This window comes from Mycobacterium sp. M26, assembly GCF_001494595.1.
Classification (GTDB): domain Bacteria; phylum Actinomycetota; class Actinomycetes; order Mycobacteriales; family Mycobacteriaceae; genus Mycobacterium.
The window spans coordinates 3,636,904-3,653,939 of sequence record NZ_LN929908.1 but is presented as its reverse complement, the minus strand read 5'-3'; the positions used below and the strand labels follow the sequence as shown (position 1 = coordinate 3,653,939).

Sequence of the window (17,036 nt, the reverse complement as noted above, 5' to 3'; positions counted from 1 at the left end):
GTCAGCGGGCCGGCTTGCCGAACTTGAACATGCGTTGGGCCACCCGGCGCATCTGAATCTCCTCGGCCCCTTCGGTAATCCGGTAGCGACGGTGATGCCGGTAGATGTGCTCGAAGGGCTCGTGGCGGCTGTAGCCGATCCCGCCGTGCACCTGCATGGCCCGGTCGGCCGCCTCGCAGACCAGCCGGTTGGCCCGGTAGTTGGCCATCGACACCTTGTCGGAAACCTCCAGATGGTGGTTGCGGTCCAGTTCCCACGCGGCGTAGCGGACCAGCAGCCGCACCATCTGCGCCTCGGTCTGCAGTTCCACCAGCGGCCACTGGATGGCCTGGTTCACCGACAGCGGCTTACCGAAGGTGACCCGCTGCCCGGCGTACTCGACCGCCCGGTCGATGCAGTACTGCGCCGCACCCAGACTGCTGGCTGCCTGCCGAATCCTGTTCTCGTGCAGGAAGGTCTGGGCCACCTCCAGACCGTGGTCGATCGGTCCGAGGACGGCGTCGGCGGGCACCCGCACATCGCGCAGCTCGACCTCGGCGTGGTCGCTGGGCATGTTGAAGGTCCACCAGTAGAACGGCACCTCGAAGCCCTTGGCGTCGCAGGGCACCAGGAACGCGGTGATGCCGCGGGCCTGCCCGGCGTCCCCGGAGGTGCGGGCGAACACCAGATCGTGGGTGGCCCGGTGCACGCCGGTGTTCCAGCGCTTGGTGCCGTTGATCACCCAGTCGTCCCCGTCGCGCTCGGCCCGGGTCTCCAGCCAGGTCGCGTCGGAGCCGTGCGCGGGCTCCGTCAGGCCGAAGGCCATCGAGCGCTTGCCGGTCAGCATCGCCTCGATCCAGTCCTTCTTCTGCTCGTCGGTGCCGAACCGGTCCATCATGATGACCTGGGGGAAGTTGCCGACGATGGACGACTCGTCCTGCAGGTCGTTATGCAGCCCGAGGCCCTTGTGCGCCAGGTGTTCCCGGATCACCGCCATGTCGAGGTTGCTGCCGTCGCGGCCACCGAACTTCGAGGGCAGGCCGTACCGCAACCAGCCCGCGGCATCGGCGCGGCGGCGCATCTCGTCGAGCAGGTCCTCCCACTCCCGCCGCGGGATACCGCCGTTGTCGATATCGGTGCGGGCGAACTCGCGGCGCTGATCGAAGTACTGCATGTGCTCGCGTTCGAGCGGCTTGATCTCGGCTTCGATGAACGCGTCCATCTCGGCCAGCAGTGGCGGAAGGTGTTCGGGCAGTTCGAAATCCACAGTGATCTCCTTGCTCTCGTCAGAAGCCGTACACGGTCTTCTTCCAAATGGTGGACAGGGTGGTGATGGCCTCGGCATCCGAGAGCCGCAGGCCCAGACCTGAGGTGTCGGGGCGCATACAGACGGTGGTGAACTGTTCGAAGAGCAGCGCGATCGCCAGCGCGGTGTGTTCGGCGTTCAGTGTCGTGGCGTGGCCCTGCTCCTGGGCGCGGCGCACCGAGGCCGCGACGATGTCGATACCGAACTGGCGGAACTGGTTCTGCAGCGCGGCGAACCGCTGCTCGGTGGCGGCGAGTTGGTCCACGCCCACCATGATCCCGATGTTCTGTTTGAACATCTCCCAGTACGTCCGCACCGCGGTGACGAAGAAACCGTCGTCCTGCGGTGACTCCGGCAGATGGACCCGCATGCCGGACGGCAGCACCACATCCCGCAGGAACTCCTCGGCCAGCGCGGCCAGCAGGTCTTCCTTGTCGTCGAAGTAGCGGTAGAACACGGCCGGGGACTTGCCCGCCGCCGAGGTGATGTCGGACAGCGTCGTGCCGTGGAAACCGCGTTCGGCGAACAACTTCCGGGCCGCGTGCTCAATGGCCTGCTGGGTCTGGCGGCCCTTGCTGCTCAGTGTTCGCGGGGTGGGCGACGCCCCGCCTGCAGTCGGTTCTGTCACCGCAGGCTCGCGCGCCATTTGTCCAGAACTCTGCGCTCGCGCTTGGTCGGCCGGCCGGCGCCGCGGTCACGGGCGGCCACCGGAACGGCCGACGCCGGCGGCGGCGCCGGTGTCCGGTCCAGGTAGCAGGTCACTGCGTCAGCCGCGCCAACCCGCTTCTGAATCACGCGCGCCACCACGACGATCCGCGTGGTGCTGCCGATCAGAGCGCGAACCTCGTCGCCGGCAGACACCATCGTCGACGGCTTGGCCAGCCGGTCGTTGACCCGGACATGCCCACCGCGACACGCGGCCGCGGCGTCCGGGCGGGTCTTGGCCAGCCGGACCGACCACAGCCAGCGATCCACCCGGGTCGAGTCCATGCTCACGCCAGGATCCGGTCACCGGCCCGCAGCAGCGCGCTGGGCAGGTCGTGGCCGACGGCGTCCTGGGCGACCCGGGCCGCCGCGATGGCCGCCTGCAGGTCGACGTCAGTGCCGATGCCGCTGTCGCGGAGCAGATAGGTGAGGTCTTCGGTGGCGATGTTGCCGCTGGCGCCGGGTGCGAACGGGCAGCCACCGAGGCCCCCGACCGAGGAATCCAGCCGGGTCACCCCGGCGGCGACGGCGGCGTACGCGCTGGCCAGCCCGGCCCCGCGGGTGTTGTGGAAGTGCGCTCCCAGCGGCAGGTCGCCGATGCGTGGCCGGACCTGGTTCACCAGCGCGGTGACCCGGCCGGGCGTGGTGGTGCCGATGGTGTCGGCGATGGCCAGCCGGTCGGCCCCGTATTCGACTGCGGCGTCGACGATGTCGAGCACCCGCTGGGGCGGCGTCGGTCCGTCGAACGGGCAGTCCCAGGCAGTCGCGATGATGACCTCCACCGTGACCCCGGAATCGCGCGCGATCGCGACGATGTCGGCGATCTGCGCGGTGGCCTCCGCGCTGGTCCGCCCGACGTTGGCGCGGCTGTGCCCGTCGGCTGCCGACACGACGTATTCCAGTGAACGCAGACCCGCCGCGATGGCCCGCGTGGCGCCGTTCGGGCTGGCCACCAGGGCGGAGAAGTCGATGTCGGGGTAGTCTGACAGCCGGGCGGCCAGCTCGGGAGCATCCGCCAGGGCAGGCACCTTGGAGGGGGATACGAAGGCGGTGGCCTCCACCTCCCGGACACCGGTGGCCGCGATCGCAGCGAGCAGATCCAGCTTGGCGCTCAACGGAATCGGCGCCTCGATCTGCAGGCCGTCGCGCAGCGCGACCTCCCGGATCGTGACGTGCGACGGCAGCTCGCTCACAGCACCCCCTGGAACTCCAGGTCGGCGATCTCGGCGGCCTTCAGCCCCAGCAGGTCCCCGTACACCTCGCCGTTGTGTTGGCCGGGTTTGGCCGATCCGGCGTTGCGCACCCCGCCCGGGGTTTCCGAAAGCACCGGAATGACGCCGGGGCCCAACACATTTCGGCCGATACCCTCGTCGTAGTGCTCGACCAGCATGCCGCGGGCCTGCAGTTGCGGATCGCGCACCACCTCGGCGACGGTGTTGATCGGTCCGCTGATGACGCCGGCGTCGCTCAGGGTCTCGATGATGTCGTCGGGTTGGCGCTGGGCGGCCCAGTCGCCGATGATCGTGTCCAGCTCGTCCTGGTTGCGGCCGCGTGCGACGTGGTCGACGAAGCGGCTGTCGGTGGCCAGCTCCGGCTGTCCCATCGCCGCGCACAACCTGCGGAACACGGTGTCCTGGTTGGCTGCGATCACCACCCAGCTGCCGTCGGCGCTGCGGTAGATGTTCGACGGCGCAATACCTTCCAGCCGGGTGCCCGACGGTCCCCGCACGATCCCACCCATGTCGTAGTCCGGAATCGTCGACTCCTGGACGGCCAGGCAGGCTTCGGTGAGCGCGGTGTCGACCACCTGGCCCTCTCCGGTGACGGTGCGGCGGTACAGCGCGGCGAGCGCACCCTGCACGGCGAACATCCCGGCCAGGCTGTCGCCCAGCGAGAGGGCCAGCCGCGGCGGCGGCCCGCCGGGGAAGCCGTTCATGTGGCGCAGGCCGCTGGCCGCTTCGGCCACCGAGGCGTACCCCGCCTTGTTGGCATCCGGACCGGTCTGCCCGTAGCCGGAGACCCGCACCAGGATGATGCCCTTATTGTGTTGGCGCAGAACGTCATACCCGAGCCCCCACTTCTCCAGGGTGCCGGGCCGGAAGTTCTCCACGATGATGTCGGAGCGTTCCACGAGGCGCAGGAACAGATCCCGGCCGCGGGGCTCACGCAGGTTGAGGGTGACGGCCCTCTTGTTGCGGGCGTGCACGGTCCAGAAGAAGTGATGGCCGTCGACCTCGGCCTGGCCCCAGGTGCGCAGCGGATCGGGGGAGCCGGGCGGCTCGATCTTGATGACGTCGGCGCCCATGTCACCGAGCAACCGGCCGGCGAACGGGCCCGAGATCAGCGTCCCGACCTCGATCACCCGGATGCCGTCGAGCGCGCCTTTCGGTGGGGTGGTGTTCCGGTCCTTCTTCCTGCGCTCAGGTATCACCTAGTCCGCCTTTGCGAAATCGTGCCGCACCAACCAGTCGGTCACCACGCCGACTGCCCTGGCCAGCGTCTCACGCTGGTCGGGTCCGGAGTAGTAGTGGTTGGCACCCTCGATCTCGTACATCTCCTTGTCCGGATGCCCGATCGCCTCGAACAGCCGCCGGGTGTGACTCGGTGTGCAGGCGTCGTCGGCGAGATTGCCGATCACCAATGCCGGGACCGCGATGTCGTGCCCGCATTCCACGCCGTCGCCGTTGGCGTCGTCATAGCTCCACTGGGATAGCCAGCTACGCAGCGAGCAGAACCGCGCCAGACCGACCGGACTCATGTTCACCACGGCAGGCTCGCCCAGATAGCAGGTGCCGGGGGTGCGATCGTTGGGGTCGACGGTCGGATCCAGCCACCGCGGGTCGGCCATCGTGCCGTGGACCACGAAGCCGAACTCCTCATCCGAGCGCCCGGCGGCCTTCAGCTCGGCCAGCTTGGCCTTGACCCACGCGGTGATTCGGCGGTTGCGCTCCACCTGGGCCTGCCGGTAGCGCTCGAGGAATTCCGGGGTGTAGGGCGGCTGGTTGGGATTGTCCGGGTTGTAGAGGTCGAGTTCGGGATCGCGCTTGCTCGGGTCGGACTCGTCGAGGATCGAGGCGTCCAGCCATTCGGTCAGCGTGCCGTGGCGGCTGATGTGGGCGGCCAGCAGCATGATGCCGTCGGCGGGGATCAGGCCCAGCGTGGTGAGGTCTGGGCCGTCTCCCGACGGGCTGGCGGTGATCGTCGGCTTCTGGGCCTGCTGTTGGTAGAACAGCGACAGCGACCCGCCGCCGCTCCAGCCGGCCAGCACCACCTTCTGGTAACCCAGCCGGTTCTTGGCGTCCTTGATGGCCTCGCCGAGATCCTGGACCACCTTCTCCATCAGTAGTGCGGAGTCGGTGCCGCGGAACCGGCTGTTGCAGTAGATGACGTGGTGGCCGGCCCGGGCCAGCGCGTTGATCATCGGCAGGTAGGCCCCGCCGCCGATCGGATGCATGAACACCAGCACCGTATCGCTCGGGGTGGTCGGCTTGAGCAGGTAACTTTCCAGGACCACCAGCTCGGCAACCCCGCCGTAGACGTCGCGGACGCCTGAATCATTCTGGTAGGCAATCAGATACGGGATGCGCTCGTAGGCCCGCTTCACCGGCGTCACCATCAGTGCTGCCCCAAATCGTTGGCCAGCACCTCGGCCGACGGCACCAGCCGCTGCCGGGTGTCGATGGCGATCACCTGCCAGTCGACGCTGCTGTAGTCGTCGAACTTGCGGCGGGCACGCTCGCGGGCTTTCTCCGGGGCGCCGTGGTGCACACCCTGCGGGGCGTGGCTGATCAGCCCGGGTGGCATCGGGATGCCGTAGAGAGAGCCGCCGTGGAAGAAGGCGATCTCGTCGAAGTCGACGTTGCGGTGATACCAGGGGGTGCGCTCGGTGCCCGGGACGCTCTCGGCCGGCTTGGGCAGGAAGTTGCAGACGTAGACCCCGGTGGCCTCCATGAAGAGGTGCACCATCGGCGGCAGGTGGACGCTATCGGAGGTGATGACGTTGTAGTCCTCGATGTTGAAGGTGAAGGCGTAGTTGTCACCGCGCCACCCCTCCACGTCGATCGGGTGGTGCGGATAGGTCAGCGTCGTGGTCTGCACGTCATCGACGGGACGGTGATAGAGCCGCACCTCATAGCTGTCGCGGCCGTCGCCGGCCGGATTCACCTCGAGGACCTCCGGTTCGGGGATGACGGCCTGGGACGGGTCGAACGGCCAGTGCCGGCCCAGCGGGCCGGCCGGGGGAACCCGGAACTCGTCGGTGGCCTCGATCATCAGCCAGGTGCTTTCCGACTCTGGAGATTGCCGCCAGGTACACGCTTTGGGGATGTAGATCCAGTCCCCGGTCCGATAGGTCAGCGGCCCGAACTCGGTCTCCAGCCGCCCCGAACCCTGGTGGACGAAGCAGAGCAGATCGCCGTCGATATAGCGGACGTGAAACGGCATGGCCTCACTGCGACGGCTGAGGAAGATGCGGCAGTCGTTATTGGAGAACAACAGCAGTGGGGTGCCCGCGGCATCGGTGGCGTCGCTCGGTTTGAGCTCACTTGCCAGCACATCCACAGGTCGTAACGGGCCTACGGCGCGAAATGCAGTGGGATCGTTACGCCGATAAATGTTGGCCGTCCGTCCGGTAAAACCGCCCCGACCCAATTCGTCGTCTTTGAGGCCGTCGAGGTCGGCGTGAACCCGGCGCGGAGTCTTACCTTTGCGCAGGTGGGTGAACGATTCCATGGAATCTCCCGAGGTGGGCGAGGGGGTGTGGGCGTACCGAAAACTAAAAGTGACATTAGTTTTCGTTTGACGCGCTGACAAGAGCCGAAACGCGAATGCGCCACGCCGCGGACTTTCACAGCTTCCCGACGACGTGTTTTACTCGTCACTGCAGTCCGATCAAGCGGGGTCATAGAAAGCTGGGGTGGATTGGTGAAATCCCTGTTCGACAAGGTGCGCGGATGGCCGCGCCGATTCGCAATCGCCGCCGTGGTGGCGTCGACTCTTCCGGGTCTGATCGGCCTGGTGGGCGGATCGGCAACGGCGGGAGCGTTCTCGCGCCCCGGTCTGCCGGTGGAGTACCTGATGGTTCCGTCCGCTGGGATGGGCCACGACATCAAGATCCAGTTCCAGAGCGGTGGCGCCAACTCTCCGGCCGTCTACCTGCTGGACGGTCTTCGTGCCCAGGATGACTTCAACGGCTGGGACATCAACACCCAGGCCTTCGAGTGGTACCTGGATTCGGGCCTGTCCATCGTGATGCCCGTGGGCGGACAGTCCAGCTTCTACGCCGACTGGTACCGGCCGGCGTGCAGCAAGACCGGTTGCCAGACCTACAAGTGGGAGACCTTCCTGACCAGCGAGCTGCCCCAGTGGCTGGCCGCGAACCGGAACGTCAAGCCGACCGGCAGCGCCGCGATCGGCCTGTCGATGGCGGGCTCGGCCTCGCTGATCCTGTCGGTGTACCACCCCGAGCAGTTCGTCTACGCGGGTTCGATGTCGGGCTTCCTGAACCCCTCCGAGGGCTGGTGGCCGTTCCTGATCAACATCTCGATGGGTGACGCCGGCGGCTTCAAGGCCGACGACATGTGGCTGCCCACCGGCGATCCGAACAACGCCTGGCAGCGCAACGACCCGATGGTCCAGATCCCCAAGATCGTCGCCAACGGCACCCGCATCTGGATCTACTGCGGTAACGGCAAGCCGAACGAGCTCGGTGGCGGCGACGTCCCGGCCACGTTCCTCGAGAGCCTGACCATCCGGACGAACATCACCTTCCGCGACAACTACCTCGCGGCCGGTGGCACCAACGGTGTGTTCAACTTCCCGGACAACGGCACGCACAACTGGGCGTACTGGGGTCGTGAACTGCAGGCCATGAAGCCGGATCTGCAGCGCGTTCTCGGCGCCGCCTGAGATAACTCAACGGAACGGGCCGTCGGCATAGCCGGCGGCCCGTTCCGCATTTCTGGCTCAGGCGCCTGCCTGGTACCCGGCGGTCAGCCAGTAGACCGTGCGCTCGATGGTCGGCAGGATGTCGGTGATCGCAATCTCGTCAGCGGCGAAGCGTCCGGTGAGCCCGTGAACCAGGCTGCTGACGATCGCGTCGAGATCGTCGATGAAGCCGGGGTCGACGCCGTCGAGCACCCGCATGGCGGTCGGGATGACGACGTCGAGACCGCGGTGCAGCAGGCGTTCACCCCCCGGAGCCGTACGGGCCCGGAAGAACGCCTTGAGCATCGCGGGGTGGCGTTCCCAGGGTTCGAAGATCGTGCGGAACACCCGCATCAGGCCGTCGTGCAGCGACTCCGACGGTTCGACCCGCTGATCGGCCAGGCCGGCGTAGCGGTTCTCGTCCATCCACGACTCCAGGGCGGCCAGGATCAGGCTGTCCCGGTTGGGATAACGCTTGTAGATCGTGGCCAGTGACGCGCGCGAACGCCGGGCGACCTCGCGCAGCTGCACCGCCTCGTAGCCGTCGGTTTCCAGGATGTCGACGACGATGTCGAGCACGGCGTCGCGACCTTCGGTGGGCGGTTGCGCCACCGTCTGCGCCGCGCTCCCGGTGTTGACCACGATTCGCCCTAACCCCTTGCCGTCGGCTGAGTAACGTGGTTACTGTACCGCAGTAACACGGTTACACACTGGAGGGATCGATGGGTTCTCTGGACGGCAAGGTCGCTTTCATCACCGGGGTCGCCCGCGGTCAGGGCCGAAGTCACGCGATCCGGCTGGCGGCAGAGGGCGCCTCGATCATCGGGGTCGACATCTGCGCCGATATCGCGTCCAACGGCTACCCGATGGCCAGCCGGCAGGAACTGGACGAGACGGTCGGGCTGGTCGAGGGCGTGGGCGGCAAGATGCTCGCCGCGGTCGCCGACGTCCGCGACTTCCACGCCCTCAAGGCCGCGCTCGATCGTGGTGTGGAACAGTTCGGCCGGCTGGACATCGTGCTGGCCAACGCCGGCATCGCCACCATGGCCTTCCGCGAGCTCACCATCGACGAGGAGCTCGAACAGTGGACCGACGTACTCGACGTCAACCTCGTCGGTGCGTTCCACACCGCCAAGGCGGCGATCCCGCATCTGATCGCCGGCCAGCGGGGCGGGTCGATCGTGTTCACCAGCTCCACCGCGGGTTTGAAGGGTTTCGGTGGCCTGCAAGGCGGCGGCCTGGGCTATGCGGCATCCAAGCACGGCATTGTCGGCCTGATGCGCACCCTGGCCAATGCCCTTGCCCCGCAGAACATCCGAGTCAACACCGTGCACCCCACTGCGGTGCGCACGATGATGGCGGTCAACCCCGCGATGGTGTCGTTCCTGGAGAACTATCCCGACGGCGGACCGCACCTGCAGAATCCGCTTCCGGTGGACATGCTCGAGCCCGAGGATGTCAGCGCGGCAATCGCCTATCTCGTCAGCGATGACGCCAAATACGTGACGGGCGTGACCTTTCCGGTCGACGCCGGATTCTGCAACAAACTGTAGGCAGATATGGGCGAAACACGAGGGCGCGTTGCGGGCAAGCGGGTTCTGGTCACCGGTGCCGCACGGGGGATGGGCCGAAGCCACGCGGTCCGGCTTGCCGAAGAGGGTGCCGACCTGATTCTGGTGGACATCTGCGAGTCTCTGCCGGAGGTCGAGTATCCGCTCTCTACGCGGCAGGATCTCGAGGAGACCGCCGGGCTGGTCGAGAAGCACGGTCGACGTGCCGTCAGCCACGTCGTCGACGTCCGCGATGCTGCAGCATTGGCATCCGCGGTCGCCGACGGTGCCGAGCGGCTCGGTGGCCTGGACGCCGCGGTGGCTAACGCCGGAGTCCTGACCGTGGGCACCTGGGACACCACGACACCCGAACAGTGGCGAACGGTGTTGGACGTCAACCTGATCGGCACCTGGAACACCTGTGCGGCCGCGCTGCCGCATCTGGTCGAGCGCGGCGGCAGCCTGGTCAACATCAGCTCGGCGGCCGGGCTGAAAGGTACCCCGCTGCACCTGCCCTACACCGCGTCCAAGCACGGCGTCGTCGGCCTGAGCCGGGCACTGGCCAATGAACTTGCCGCAGTCAATGTCCGGGTCAACACGGTGCACCCGACCGGAGTCGAGACCGGCATGCAGCCGGCTTCGCTGCACGGGTTGCTCGGCGAGCGCCGGCCCGACCTCGTGCCGCTGTTCCTCAACGCACTCCCGATCGTGATGGCCGAACCCGTCGATATCAGCAATGCCGTGCTCTACCTGGTCTCTGACGAGTCGCGGTACGTGACCGGGTTGGAACTCAAGGTCGACGCCGGCGTCACCATCCGTTGAGTAGGGAGTCCCGATGACCACCATCGACACGAATCGGCGCGACCGTGGCCGGCGCGCCTTCGACGAGGTGATGACGTTCGCCCCGCCGCCGGATCAGGCACCGGTGAACCAGGGTCTGCTCGACTTCGTCTTCGCCGAGATCTGGTCGCGACCCGTGCTCAGCCGCCGCGACCGGCGCTTCGTGACGCTGGCGTGTGTGGCCGCGGCCGACGCCGACGACCCGCTTCGCGACCACGTCTACGCGGCACTCAACAGTGCGGACATCTCCATCACCGAGATGCGAGAAGCTGTGCTGCACTTCGCCGTCTACGCCGGGTGGCCCAAGGCGTCGCGCTTCAACGGTGTGGTCGACGAGCAGTGGGAGCGCATCCACCGTGACCGCGGACTGGACACACCGCCCGGGGCAGCGCTGCTGCCGCTGACCACCCCGAGTGACCCCGAGGCCCGGCTGACGGTCGGCGAGGAGTCGTTCCGCTCCGTCAACTGCCTGCCCTTCACCCCGACCCGGGACAACCCCTACTCGGGTGCGGGCATTCTGAACTTCGTCTTCGGCGAGATGTGGCTGCGTCCCGGCCTGGAGATGAAGGAGCGCCGCCTGATCACCGTCGCGTGTGTGGCCTTCCAGGACGCCCACCTGCCGATCCTCAGCCACGTCTACGCCGCGCTGAAGAGCCGCGACGTGTCCTTCGACGAGATGGATGAGCTGGCTTTGCATTTCGCTGCCTACTACGGCTGGCCCAAAGCCTCGCATCTGGCCCAGGTGATCGGCGAGCAGAAGCAGCGGGTTCTCGACGAGTGGGCCGCGGAGGCGGGTGCATGACCGCGCTGCTGATCGGTGCCGAGCGGCTGACGTCGGCATCGGGCGGTGTGCATGAGCACATCTATCCGGCTACCGGCCGGCCCAATGCGATGGTGCCGCTGGCCGGTGCCAACGAGATCGACCATGCGGTGGCCTCGGCGTGGTCGGCGCAGGCACAGTGGATGTCGCTGACCGTGGACCGCCGCCGGGACATGTTGATCCACCTGGCCGACGTGGTCCACGAGCACCTTGACGAACTCGCGCGGCTCAACGTCGCGGACTACGCGGTGCCGATCTCGTACGCCGGAACCGCCCTGCTGCTGGAACGCTTCCTGCGTCACTTCGCCGGCTACGTCGACAAGCCACAGGGCTCCAGCACCCCAGTCGACGGCTCGTTCGACGTCAACCTCATCGAACGGCAGCCCTACGGTGTGGTGGCGGTGATCGCACCGTGGAACGGTGCGCTTGCCGTCGCAGGATCATGCGTCGCCCCGGCGCTGGCGGCGGGCAACGCGGTGATCTTCAAACCCTCGGAACTGGCGCCGCTGGCGGCGCTGCGCTTCGGCGAGCTCTGTCTGACGGCGGGTCTGCCGCCCGGTCTGGTCAACGTGCTGCCAGCCGATGCCCGGGGTAGTGAGTTCCTGGTGCGGCATCCGGGAATCCGCAAGGTCCACTTCACCGGTGGCGCACCGGCTGCACGCCAGGTGATCGCCGCGGCCAGTGCGAACCTGACCCCGGTGGTGGCCGAACTGGGCGGCAAGTCGGCCAACATCGTCTTCGCGGATGCCGACCTGCAGACTGCGGCGACGCTGGCGGCCCATCAGGGACCCTTGATGCAGTCCGGCCAGAGCTGCGCCTGCGCCAGTCGGATCCTGGTGCACGAGAGGGTCTACGACGAGTTCGTCGATGCCTTCCTGTCGCGGATCTGGTCGGCGAACATCGGTGATCCCTTGGATCCCGCGGTCTCGTTCGGTCCGGTCATCAGTGAATCGTCGCTGCACCGCATCATCGCGGTGGTCGGGGAGGCCGTTCGTGGGGGAGCCGGCACGTTGCTCACCGGTGGCCGTCGGATCGGCGGCGACCTGGCGCAGGGCTTCTACGTCGAACCCACGGTGCTCAGTGATGTGGACAACGCGTCGGATCTGGCGCAGATCGAGACGTTCGGGCCGGTGGTGTCGCTGATGAGGTTCAGCGACGACGAGCAGGCCGTGTCGATGGCCAACGACACCACCTATGGGCTGAACGCGTTTGTGCACACTCGCGATCTGGTGCGTGCCCACGCCGTGGCACGGCGCCTGGAGTCCGGATCGGTCTGGGTCAACACCTTCAGCAACATCTCGCCGCAGGGTCCCTACGGCGGCTACAAGCAGAGCGGTTTCGGGCGCACCGGCGGACTTGAGGGCCTGCAGGAGTTCCTGCAAGTCAAGAACATTCGCATCGGCATGAGCTGACCGATCGGCCGGCCTGGTCCGGCTTTCGATCAAGTGGTTGACACTGGGGGCCGTCGCTGCCAGAGTGTTTTATCGATCGATCAAATTGAGAACGAGGAGTGTGGGGTAGTCATGGCCGGACGGGTCGAAGGCAAGGTTGCGTTCATCACCGGTGCCGCGCGCGGTCAGGGCCGCAGTCATGCGGTGCGGCTGGCGCAGGAGGGTGCCGACATCATCGCCATCGACGTGTGCAAGCGGATCAGTAGCAATGAGGATATTCCCGCGCCCACGCCCGATGATCTCGCCGAGACCGCCGACCTGGTCAAGAACCTCAACCGTCGGATCGTCACGGCCGAGGTCGATGTGCGCGACTACGACGCGGTGAAGGCCGCCGTCGACAGCGGCGTCGAGCAGTTGGGCAAGCTGGACATCATCGTGGCCAACGCCGGTATCGGCAACGGTGGGCAGACCCTGGATCACACCAGCGAGGCCGACTGGACCGACATGATCGACGTCAACCTCTCAGGTGTCTGGAAGACCGTGAAAGCCGCTGTGCCCCATCTTATTTCTGGCGGACAGGGCGGATCCATCATCCTCACCAGCTCGGTCGGCGGGCTCAAGGCCTACCCGCATACCGGCCACTACATCGCCGCCAAGCACGGCGTCGTCGGGTTGATGCGGACCTTCGCCGTCGAACTCGGCCACCACTTCATCCGGGTGAACTCGGTGCATCCGACCAACGTCAACACCCCGCTGTTCATGAACGAGGGGACGATGAAGCTGTTCCGTCCGGACCTGGAGAACCCGGGCCCCGAGGATATGGCGGTCGTGGCGCAGATGATGCATGTGCTGCCCATCGGGTGGGTCGAGCCGGTGGACATCAGCAACGCGGTGCTGTTCCTGGCCTCCGACGAATCTCGTTATGTCACCGGTCTGCCGATGACGGTCGATGCCGGCAGCATGCTCAAGTAGCGGAGGTCTACTTCTCGGCGAGCTGGCTCAGTAGGCGGTCCACCAGGGCACGTAACTCCTGGTGGCCCACCGTCATTCCGATGGCGCTCTCGTTACACAGGCTCCGGGCGATCTGGGCGACGAGCATCGAGATCGCCACCGGAGGGAACTCGTCGAGATCGACGCCGTGCGCGCGGAGCGCCACCGTGGTCGCGGCCGTCTCGATATCGCGGACGCGTTCGGCGTAGGACTTGAGCTCGGCGCTGATCACCTTGCGGTGGTTGGCCAACGCCATGAACTCCATATACAAAGTGCTCCAACGGGTGTCGGTATTGATGTCCCACAGCGCACGCAGCGGTTCGTCGGCGGTGATGGCCTGTCGCATCCGGGCCAGGGACGCTTCGGAGCCCGATCGCAGCACCGCGAGGAACAGATCGTCCATCGTGGGGAAGTAGTAGTAGACCAGTGCCGACCGGACGCCCGCCCGGGCGGCCACCCGCCGCGACGTGGCGGCGGCGTACCCCTCATCGCGCATGATCTGAGCGGTCGCCTCCATCAGGCGCTCGCGCGCGCCGGTGTCCTTCTCGGTGCTCTTGGCTGTGGACGGCATGCGACTCATCCTGTCAGTAGTGCGCTCATCTGCGCCAGATCAGCGCGCCGATCCGGACCTTGCCCCAGATTTCAGCTCATGGTATCCATGACACACGATCAATTTTGATCGATCGATCAAACGATGGAGGCGAAGTGACGCAGGGCTGGCGGGTACACGTCGACCGGGATCTCTGTGAGGGCCACGCGCTGTGCGTCGAACTGGCCCCCGACGTGTTCGATGTCGGCCCCGACGACCAGGCCACCTGTGTCGACAGTCCGCCAGACGCCCTGCGCGAGCAGGTGGACGCCGCGGTGGCCGCCTGTCCGCGCCAAGCCATCACCGTCGTCTCCTGAAAGGCCCGCACCGATGACCGATTTGGCCACCGCCGACTACTTCTCCGATCAGGACATCGCGCAGGACCCGTACGCGTATCTACGATCGCTACGGGAGCAGAATCCGGTGTTCCGCGAACCGCACTACGGCGTGTTCGCGGTCACCGGCTACGACGAGGCCGTCGCGGCGTTCAAGGACCACGAATCGTTCTCCGCGGTCAACGCCATCGGCGGCCCGTTCCCGCCGCTGCCGTTCACGCCGGAAGGCGACGACATCTCCGAACAGATCGAGGCCCACCGCCATCTGTTCCCCATCAACGAGCTGATGGTCACGATGGATCCGCCCGCGCATACCCGGGCGCGCTCGCTGCTCAGCCGGCTGCTGACACCCGCCCGGCTCAAGGAGAACGAGGACTTCATGTGGGAGCTGGCCGACCGCCAGCTCGACGAGTTCATCGCCAACGGCCGCTGCGAGTTCCTCGGTGAGTACGCAAAACCCTTCGCCACCCTGGTGATTGCCGATCTGCTGGGGGTGCCGCGGGAGGACCGAGCGGAGTTCCGCAAGAGTCTGGGTGCCGGCAACGCTCCTGGCAGCGCCGTGGGTGCGCTCGACCACACTCCCGTCGCTGTCAATCCGCTGGAGTGGTTGGAGGAGAGGTTCGTCGCCTATATCTCCGAACGGCGTCGTGAGCCCCGTGAGGATGTGCTGAGTTCGCTGGCCGCGGCCACCTACCCGGACGGCTCGACTCCCGAGGTCCTCGAGGTGGTTCGTCAGGCCACTTTCCTGTTCGCCGCCGGCCAGGAGACGGTGGTCAAGCTGCTCAGCGCGTCCACCCGGGCCCTGGCCGAACATCCCGAACTGCAGGACCGACTGCGTGCCGATCGCACCCTGATCGGCAACTTTCTCGAAGAGTCGCTGCGCATCGAGAGCCCGACCAAGGTCGACTTCCGGCTGGCGCGCAAGACCGCAACCCTCGGTGGCGTCCACATCCCGGCCGGCAGCGTGCTCATGCTGTGCCTCGGTGCGGCCAACCGGGATCCGCGCAAGTTCGAGAATCCCGACGAGTTCCGGCTGGACCGCACGAACGTGCGGGAGCACATCACCTTCGGGCGGGGCATTCACACCTGCGCGGGTGCCCCGCTGGCCCGCGTCGAGGCCAAAGTCACCGTGAACCGTCTGCTGGACCGCATGCGCGACATCGCCATCGACGACACCCAGCACGGGCCGGCGGGGGATCGGCACTACCGCTACGAGCCGACGTTCCTGCTGCGCGGACTAAGCAACCTGCACCTCACCTTCACGCCCGCTGAATGAGAACCGCAGTGCACTCATAGTGCGTTATAGTGCACTGCATGGACGACCACGCGGCAGCCCTGGCCGCCGCCATCGGCGCCCGGGTCAAACAGGAGCGTTCGGCTCGGGGGTGGACTCTCGACCAGCTGGCGGCTGCAGCCGCCGTGAGCCGACGCATGGTCGTCAGTGTCGAGCAGGGCGAGGTCAACCCGAGTGTGGGGACACTGCTGCGGTTGTCTGATGCCCTGGGGATCGGTTTGCCGTCACTGGTCGAACCGCCAGACCGGCCGTGGGTGAAGATCACCCGCCGCGGTGAGGGGGCGGTGCTGTGGCGCGGGGACGGCGGTGGCCAGGGCATCCTGGTCGCCGGGACCGCACCCCCGGATGTGGTCGAGCTATGGGACTGGACCCTGGCGCCCGGTGAGGCCCACAGCAGCGAAGCTCACGCTGCGGGCACCACCGAGCTGATCCATGTCCAGCAGGGCGCCGTCGTCGTCGAGGTCGGTGGTGAGGTGGTCCGGTTGAAGGTCGGTGATGCGATGACGTTCGGCGGGGACGTCGCCCATTCCTACACCAATCCCGGCCGCTCGACGGCGCGCTTCGCGCTGGCGGTGTTCGAGCCCGGAGTCGGGGGAGTCACCTGATGCTCGACGACGTCCTTGCTCCCGCCACCGTGGACTCGGCAGTGTTCGCGGTGCGTCCCGACTACCGGGCGCTGCTGCTGGCCATCGACGGTCTAGTCCCCGGTCCCAGTGACGACGACAGCGAGGCCTTGCTGGCCAACGCGGAAACCGTTGTGCGCCAGCGTCTGCAGGATCAGCCGGTCGAAGAGCTGCCGCATGTGGCGGCCTGGCGGGAGGCCTACCGGGCCTTCGGTGCCAAGCCGCAGCGCACCCGCAACAGCGTCGAGGCGCTGATCAGGCGCGCGGAGGCCGGTCTGCCGCGGGTGAATCGGCTCACCGACCTCTACAACGCCATCTCGGTCCGCTACGAGGTGCCTGTGGGCGGTGAAGACCTGCACCGCTACACCGGATCGCCGCGGTTGGTCCGCGCTATCGGAACCGAGTCCTTCGATACCACGGCGGGCGGCGAGCCGGTGATCGAACACCCCGAACCCGGCGAGGTGGTGTGGTGCGACGACGCTGGAGTGACCTGCCGGCGGTGGAACTGGCGACAGGCCCGGCGCACCCAACTGCGCGACGACACCACCGCCGCCCTGTTCATCCTGGACGCGCTCGAACCGATGACCGACGACGCGCTGAACACCGCGGCCGACGATCTGGTGGCGCATCTGCGCCGGTTCGGACCCGAGGTCCGCATCGCCCGACGACTGCTACGCAGAGGAGACTGA

19 protein-coding genes are annotated in these 17,036 nt (G+C 67.1%); 10 read left to right on the top strand and 9 right to left on the bottom strand.

The features are described from left to right. Position 1: 1 nt before the first annotated feature. Genes BN3385_RS26850 through BN3385_RS26820 form a run of 7 tightly spaced genes read right to left on the bottom strand, consistent with a single transcriptional unit; the run spans position 2 to position 6,721 of the window. Positions 2-1,246 carry an acyl-CoA dehydrogenase family protein gene (locus tag BN3385_RS26850; RefSeq protein WP_059021588.1) on the bottom strand — a complete coding sequence of 415 codons (1,245 nt, stop codon included), beginning with the start codon at positions 1,244-1,246 and terminating at the stop codon, positions 2-4. A 19-nt stretch (positions 1,247-1,265) separates the two neighbouring features. Beyond that, positions 1,266-1,913 carry a TetR/AcrR family transcriptional regulator gene (locus tag BN3385_RS26845; protein ID WP_231748831.1) on the bottom strand — a complete coding sequence of 216 codons (648 nt, stop codon included), beginning with the start codon at positions 1,911-1,913 and terminating at the stop codon, positions 1,266-1,268. Beyond that, the gene (locus tag BN3385_RS26840) at positions 1,910-2,275 is read right to left on the bottom strand and encodes an RNA-binding S4 domain-containing protein (RefSeq protein ID WP_059021585.1); all 366 of its coding nucleotides are present in this window, start codon (positions 2,273-2,275) and stop codon (positions 1,910-1,912) included. The genes BN3385_RS26845 and BN3385_RS26840 overlap by 4 nt, the downstream gene beginning before the upstream one ends. Before the next feature lie 2 nt (positions 2,276-2,277). Then, complete coding sequence (locus BN3385_RS26835; RefSeq protein ID WP_059021582.1) at positions 2,278-3,183, bottom strand: hydroxymethylglutaryl-CoA lyase; 906 nt, start codon at positions 3,181-3,183, stop codon at positions 2,278-2,280. Further along, positions 3,180-4,418 carry a CaiB/BaiF CoA transferase family protein gene (locus tag BN3385_RS26830; protein ID WP_059022450.1) on the bottom strand — a complete coding sequence of 413 codons (1,239 nt, stop codon included), beginning with the start codon at positions 4,416-4,418 and terminating at the stop codon, positions 3,180-3,182. Before BN3385_RS26830 ends, BN3385_RS26835 begins: the two co-directional genes overlap by 4 nt. A 3-nt stretch (positions 4,419-4,421) precedes the next feature. Next, entirely contained in the window at positions 4,422-5,606 is a 1,185-nt protein-coding gene (locus tag BN3385_RS26825; protein ID WP_059021580.1) for an alpha/beta hydrolase, read from the bottom strand. After that, positions 5,606-6,721 (bottom strand): homogentisate 1,2-dioxygenase, encoded by a 1,116-nt coding sequence (locus BN3385_RS26820; protein ID WP_059021578.1) that lies wholly within the window; start codon positions 6,719-6,721, stop codon positions 5,606-5,608. Before BN3385_RS26820 ends, BN3385_RS26825 begins: the two co-directional genes overlap by 1 nt. Before the next feature lie 192 nt (positions 6,722-6,913). Here BN3385_RS26820 and BN3385_RS26815 point away from each other — a divergent pair, with 192 nt between their 5' ends. After that, positions 6,914-7,897, top strand: coding sequence for an esterase family protein (locus BN3385_RS26815; RefSeq protein ID WP_059021577.1), 984 nt, complete (start codon positions 6,914-6,916; stop codon positions 7,895-7,897). A gap of 57 nt (positions 7,898-7,954) precedes the next feature. Here the strand turns inward: BN3385_RS26815 and BN3385_RS26810 are convergent, their stop codons facing one another. Beyond that, positions 7,955-8,557 (bottom strand): TetR/AcrR family transcriptional regulator, encoded by a 603-nt coding sequence (locus tag BN3385_RS26810; RefSeq protein WP_082690670.1) that lies wholly within the window; start codon positions 8,555-8,557, stop codon positions 7,955-7,957. Between the two features lie 80 nt (positions 8,558-8,637). On the opposite strand from BN3385_RS26810, the gene BN3385_RS26805 reads away from it, so the two are divergent. The 5 genes from BN3385_RS26805 (at position 8,638) to BN3385_RS26785 (ending at position 13,488) form a co-directional block, all read left to right on the top strand. Beyond that, positions 8,638-9,468 carry a mycofactocin-coupled SDR family oxidoreductase gene (locus BN3385_RS26805; RefSeq protein ID WP_059021575.1) on the top strand — a complete coding sequence of 277 codons (831 nt, stop codon included), beginning with the start codon at positions 8,638-8,640 and terminating at the stop codon, positions 9,466-9,468. A 6-nt stretch (positions 9,469-9,474) separates the two neighbouring features. Continuing rightward, positions 9,475-10,287 (top strand): mycofactocin-coupled SDR family oxidoreductase, encoded by an 813-nt coding sequence (locus tag BN3385_RS26800; RefSeq protein WP_059021573.1) that lies wholly within the window; start codon positions 9,475-9,477, stop codon positions 10,285-10,287. Positions 10,288-10,300: 13 nt separating this feature from the next. Next, positions 10,301-11,107 carry a carboxymuconolactone decarboxylase family protein gene (locus tag BN3385_RS26795; RefSeq protein WP_059021571.1) on the top strand — a complete coding sequence of 269 codons (807 nt, stop codon included), beginning with the start codon at positions 10,301-10,303 and terminating at the stop codon, positions 11,105-11,107. Next, positions 11,104-12,537, top strand: coding sequence for an aldehyde dehydrogenase family protein (locus BN3385_RS26790; protein ID WP_059021570.1), 1,434 nt, complete (start codon positions 11,104-11,106; stop codon positions 12,535-12,537). Before BN3385_RS26795 ends, BN3385_RS26790 begins: the two co-directional genes overlap by 4 nt. A 111-nt stretch (positions 12,538-12,648) precedes the next feature. Next, the gene (locus tag BN3385_RS26785) at positions 12,649-13,488 is read left to right on the top strand and encodes a mycofactocin-coupled SDR family oxidoreductase (protein WP_059021568.1); all 840 of its coding nucleotides are present in this window, start codon (positions 12,649-12,651) and stop codon (positions 13,486-13,488) included. Between the two features lie 7 nt (positions 13,489-13,495). Here the strand turns inward: BN3385_RS26785 and BN3385_RS26780 are convergent, their stop codons facing one another. Further along, positions 13,496-14,077 carry a TetR/AcrR family transcriptional regulator gene (locus BN3385_RS26780; protein WP_059021566.1) on the bottom strand — a complete coding sequence of 194 codons (582 nt, stop codon included), beginning with the start codon at positions 14,075-14,077 and terminating at the stop codon, positions 13,496-13,498. A gap of 134 nt (positions 14,078-14,211) precedes the next feature. Between BN3385_RS26780 and BN3385_RS26775 the strand changes: the two genes are divergently transcribed. The 4 genes from BN3385_RS26775 to BN3385_RS26760 are packed head-to-tail and all read left to right on the top strand — an operon-like array spanning position 14,212 to position 17,036. Next, entirely contained in the window at positions 14,212-14,412 is a 201-nt protein-coding gene (locus BN3385_RS26775; protein WP_059021563.1) for a ferredoxin, read from the top strand. 13 nt (positions 14,413-14,425) lie between these two features. Continuing rightward, positions 14,426-15,706, top strand: a complete 1,281-nt coding sequence (locus BN3385_RS26770) for a cytochrome P450 (protein WP_059021561.1) — start codon at positions 14,426-14,428, stop codon at positions 15,704-15,706. Between the two features lie 38 nt (positions 15,707-15,744). Continuing rightward, positions 15,745-16,329 (top strand): helix-turn-helix domain-containing protein, encoded by a 585-nt coding sequence (locus tag BN3385_RS26765; protein WP_059021559.1) that lies wholly within the window; start codon positions 15,745-15,747, stop codon positions 16,327-16,329. After that, positions 16,329-17,036 (top strand): B3/B4 domain-containing protein, encoded by a 708-nt coding sequence (locus BN3385_RS26760; RefSeq protein ID WP_059021557.1) that lies wholly within the window; start codon positions 16,329-16,331, stop codon positions 17,034-17,036. Before BN3385_RS26765 ends, BN3385_RS26760 begins: the two co-directional genes overlap by 1 nt.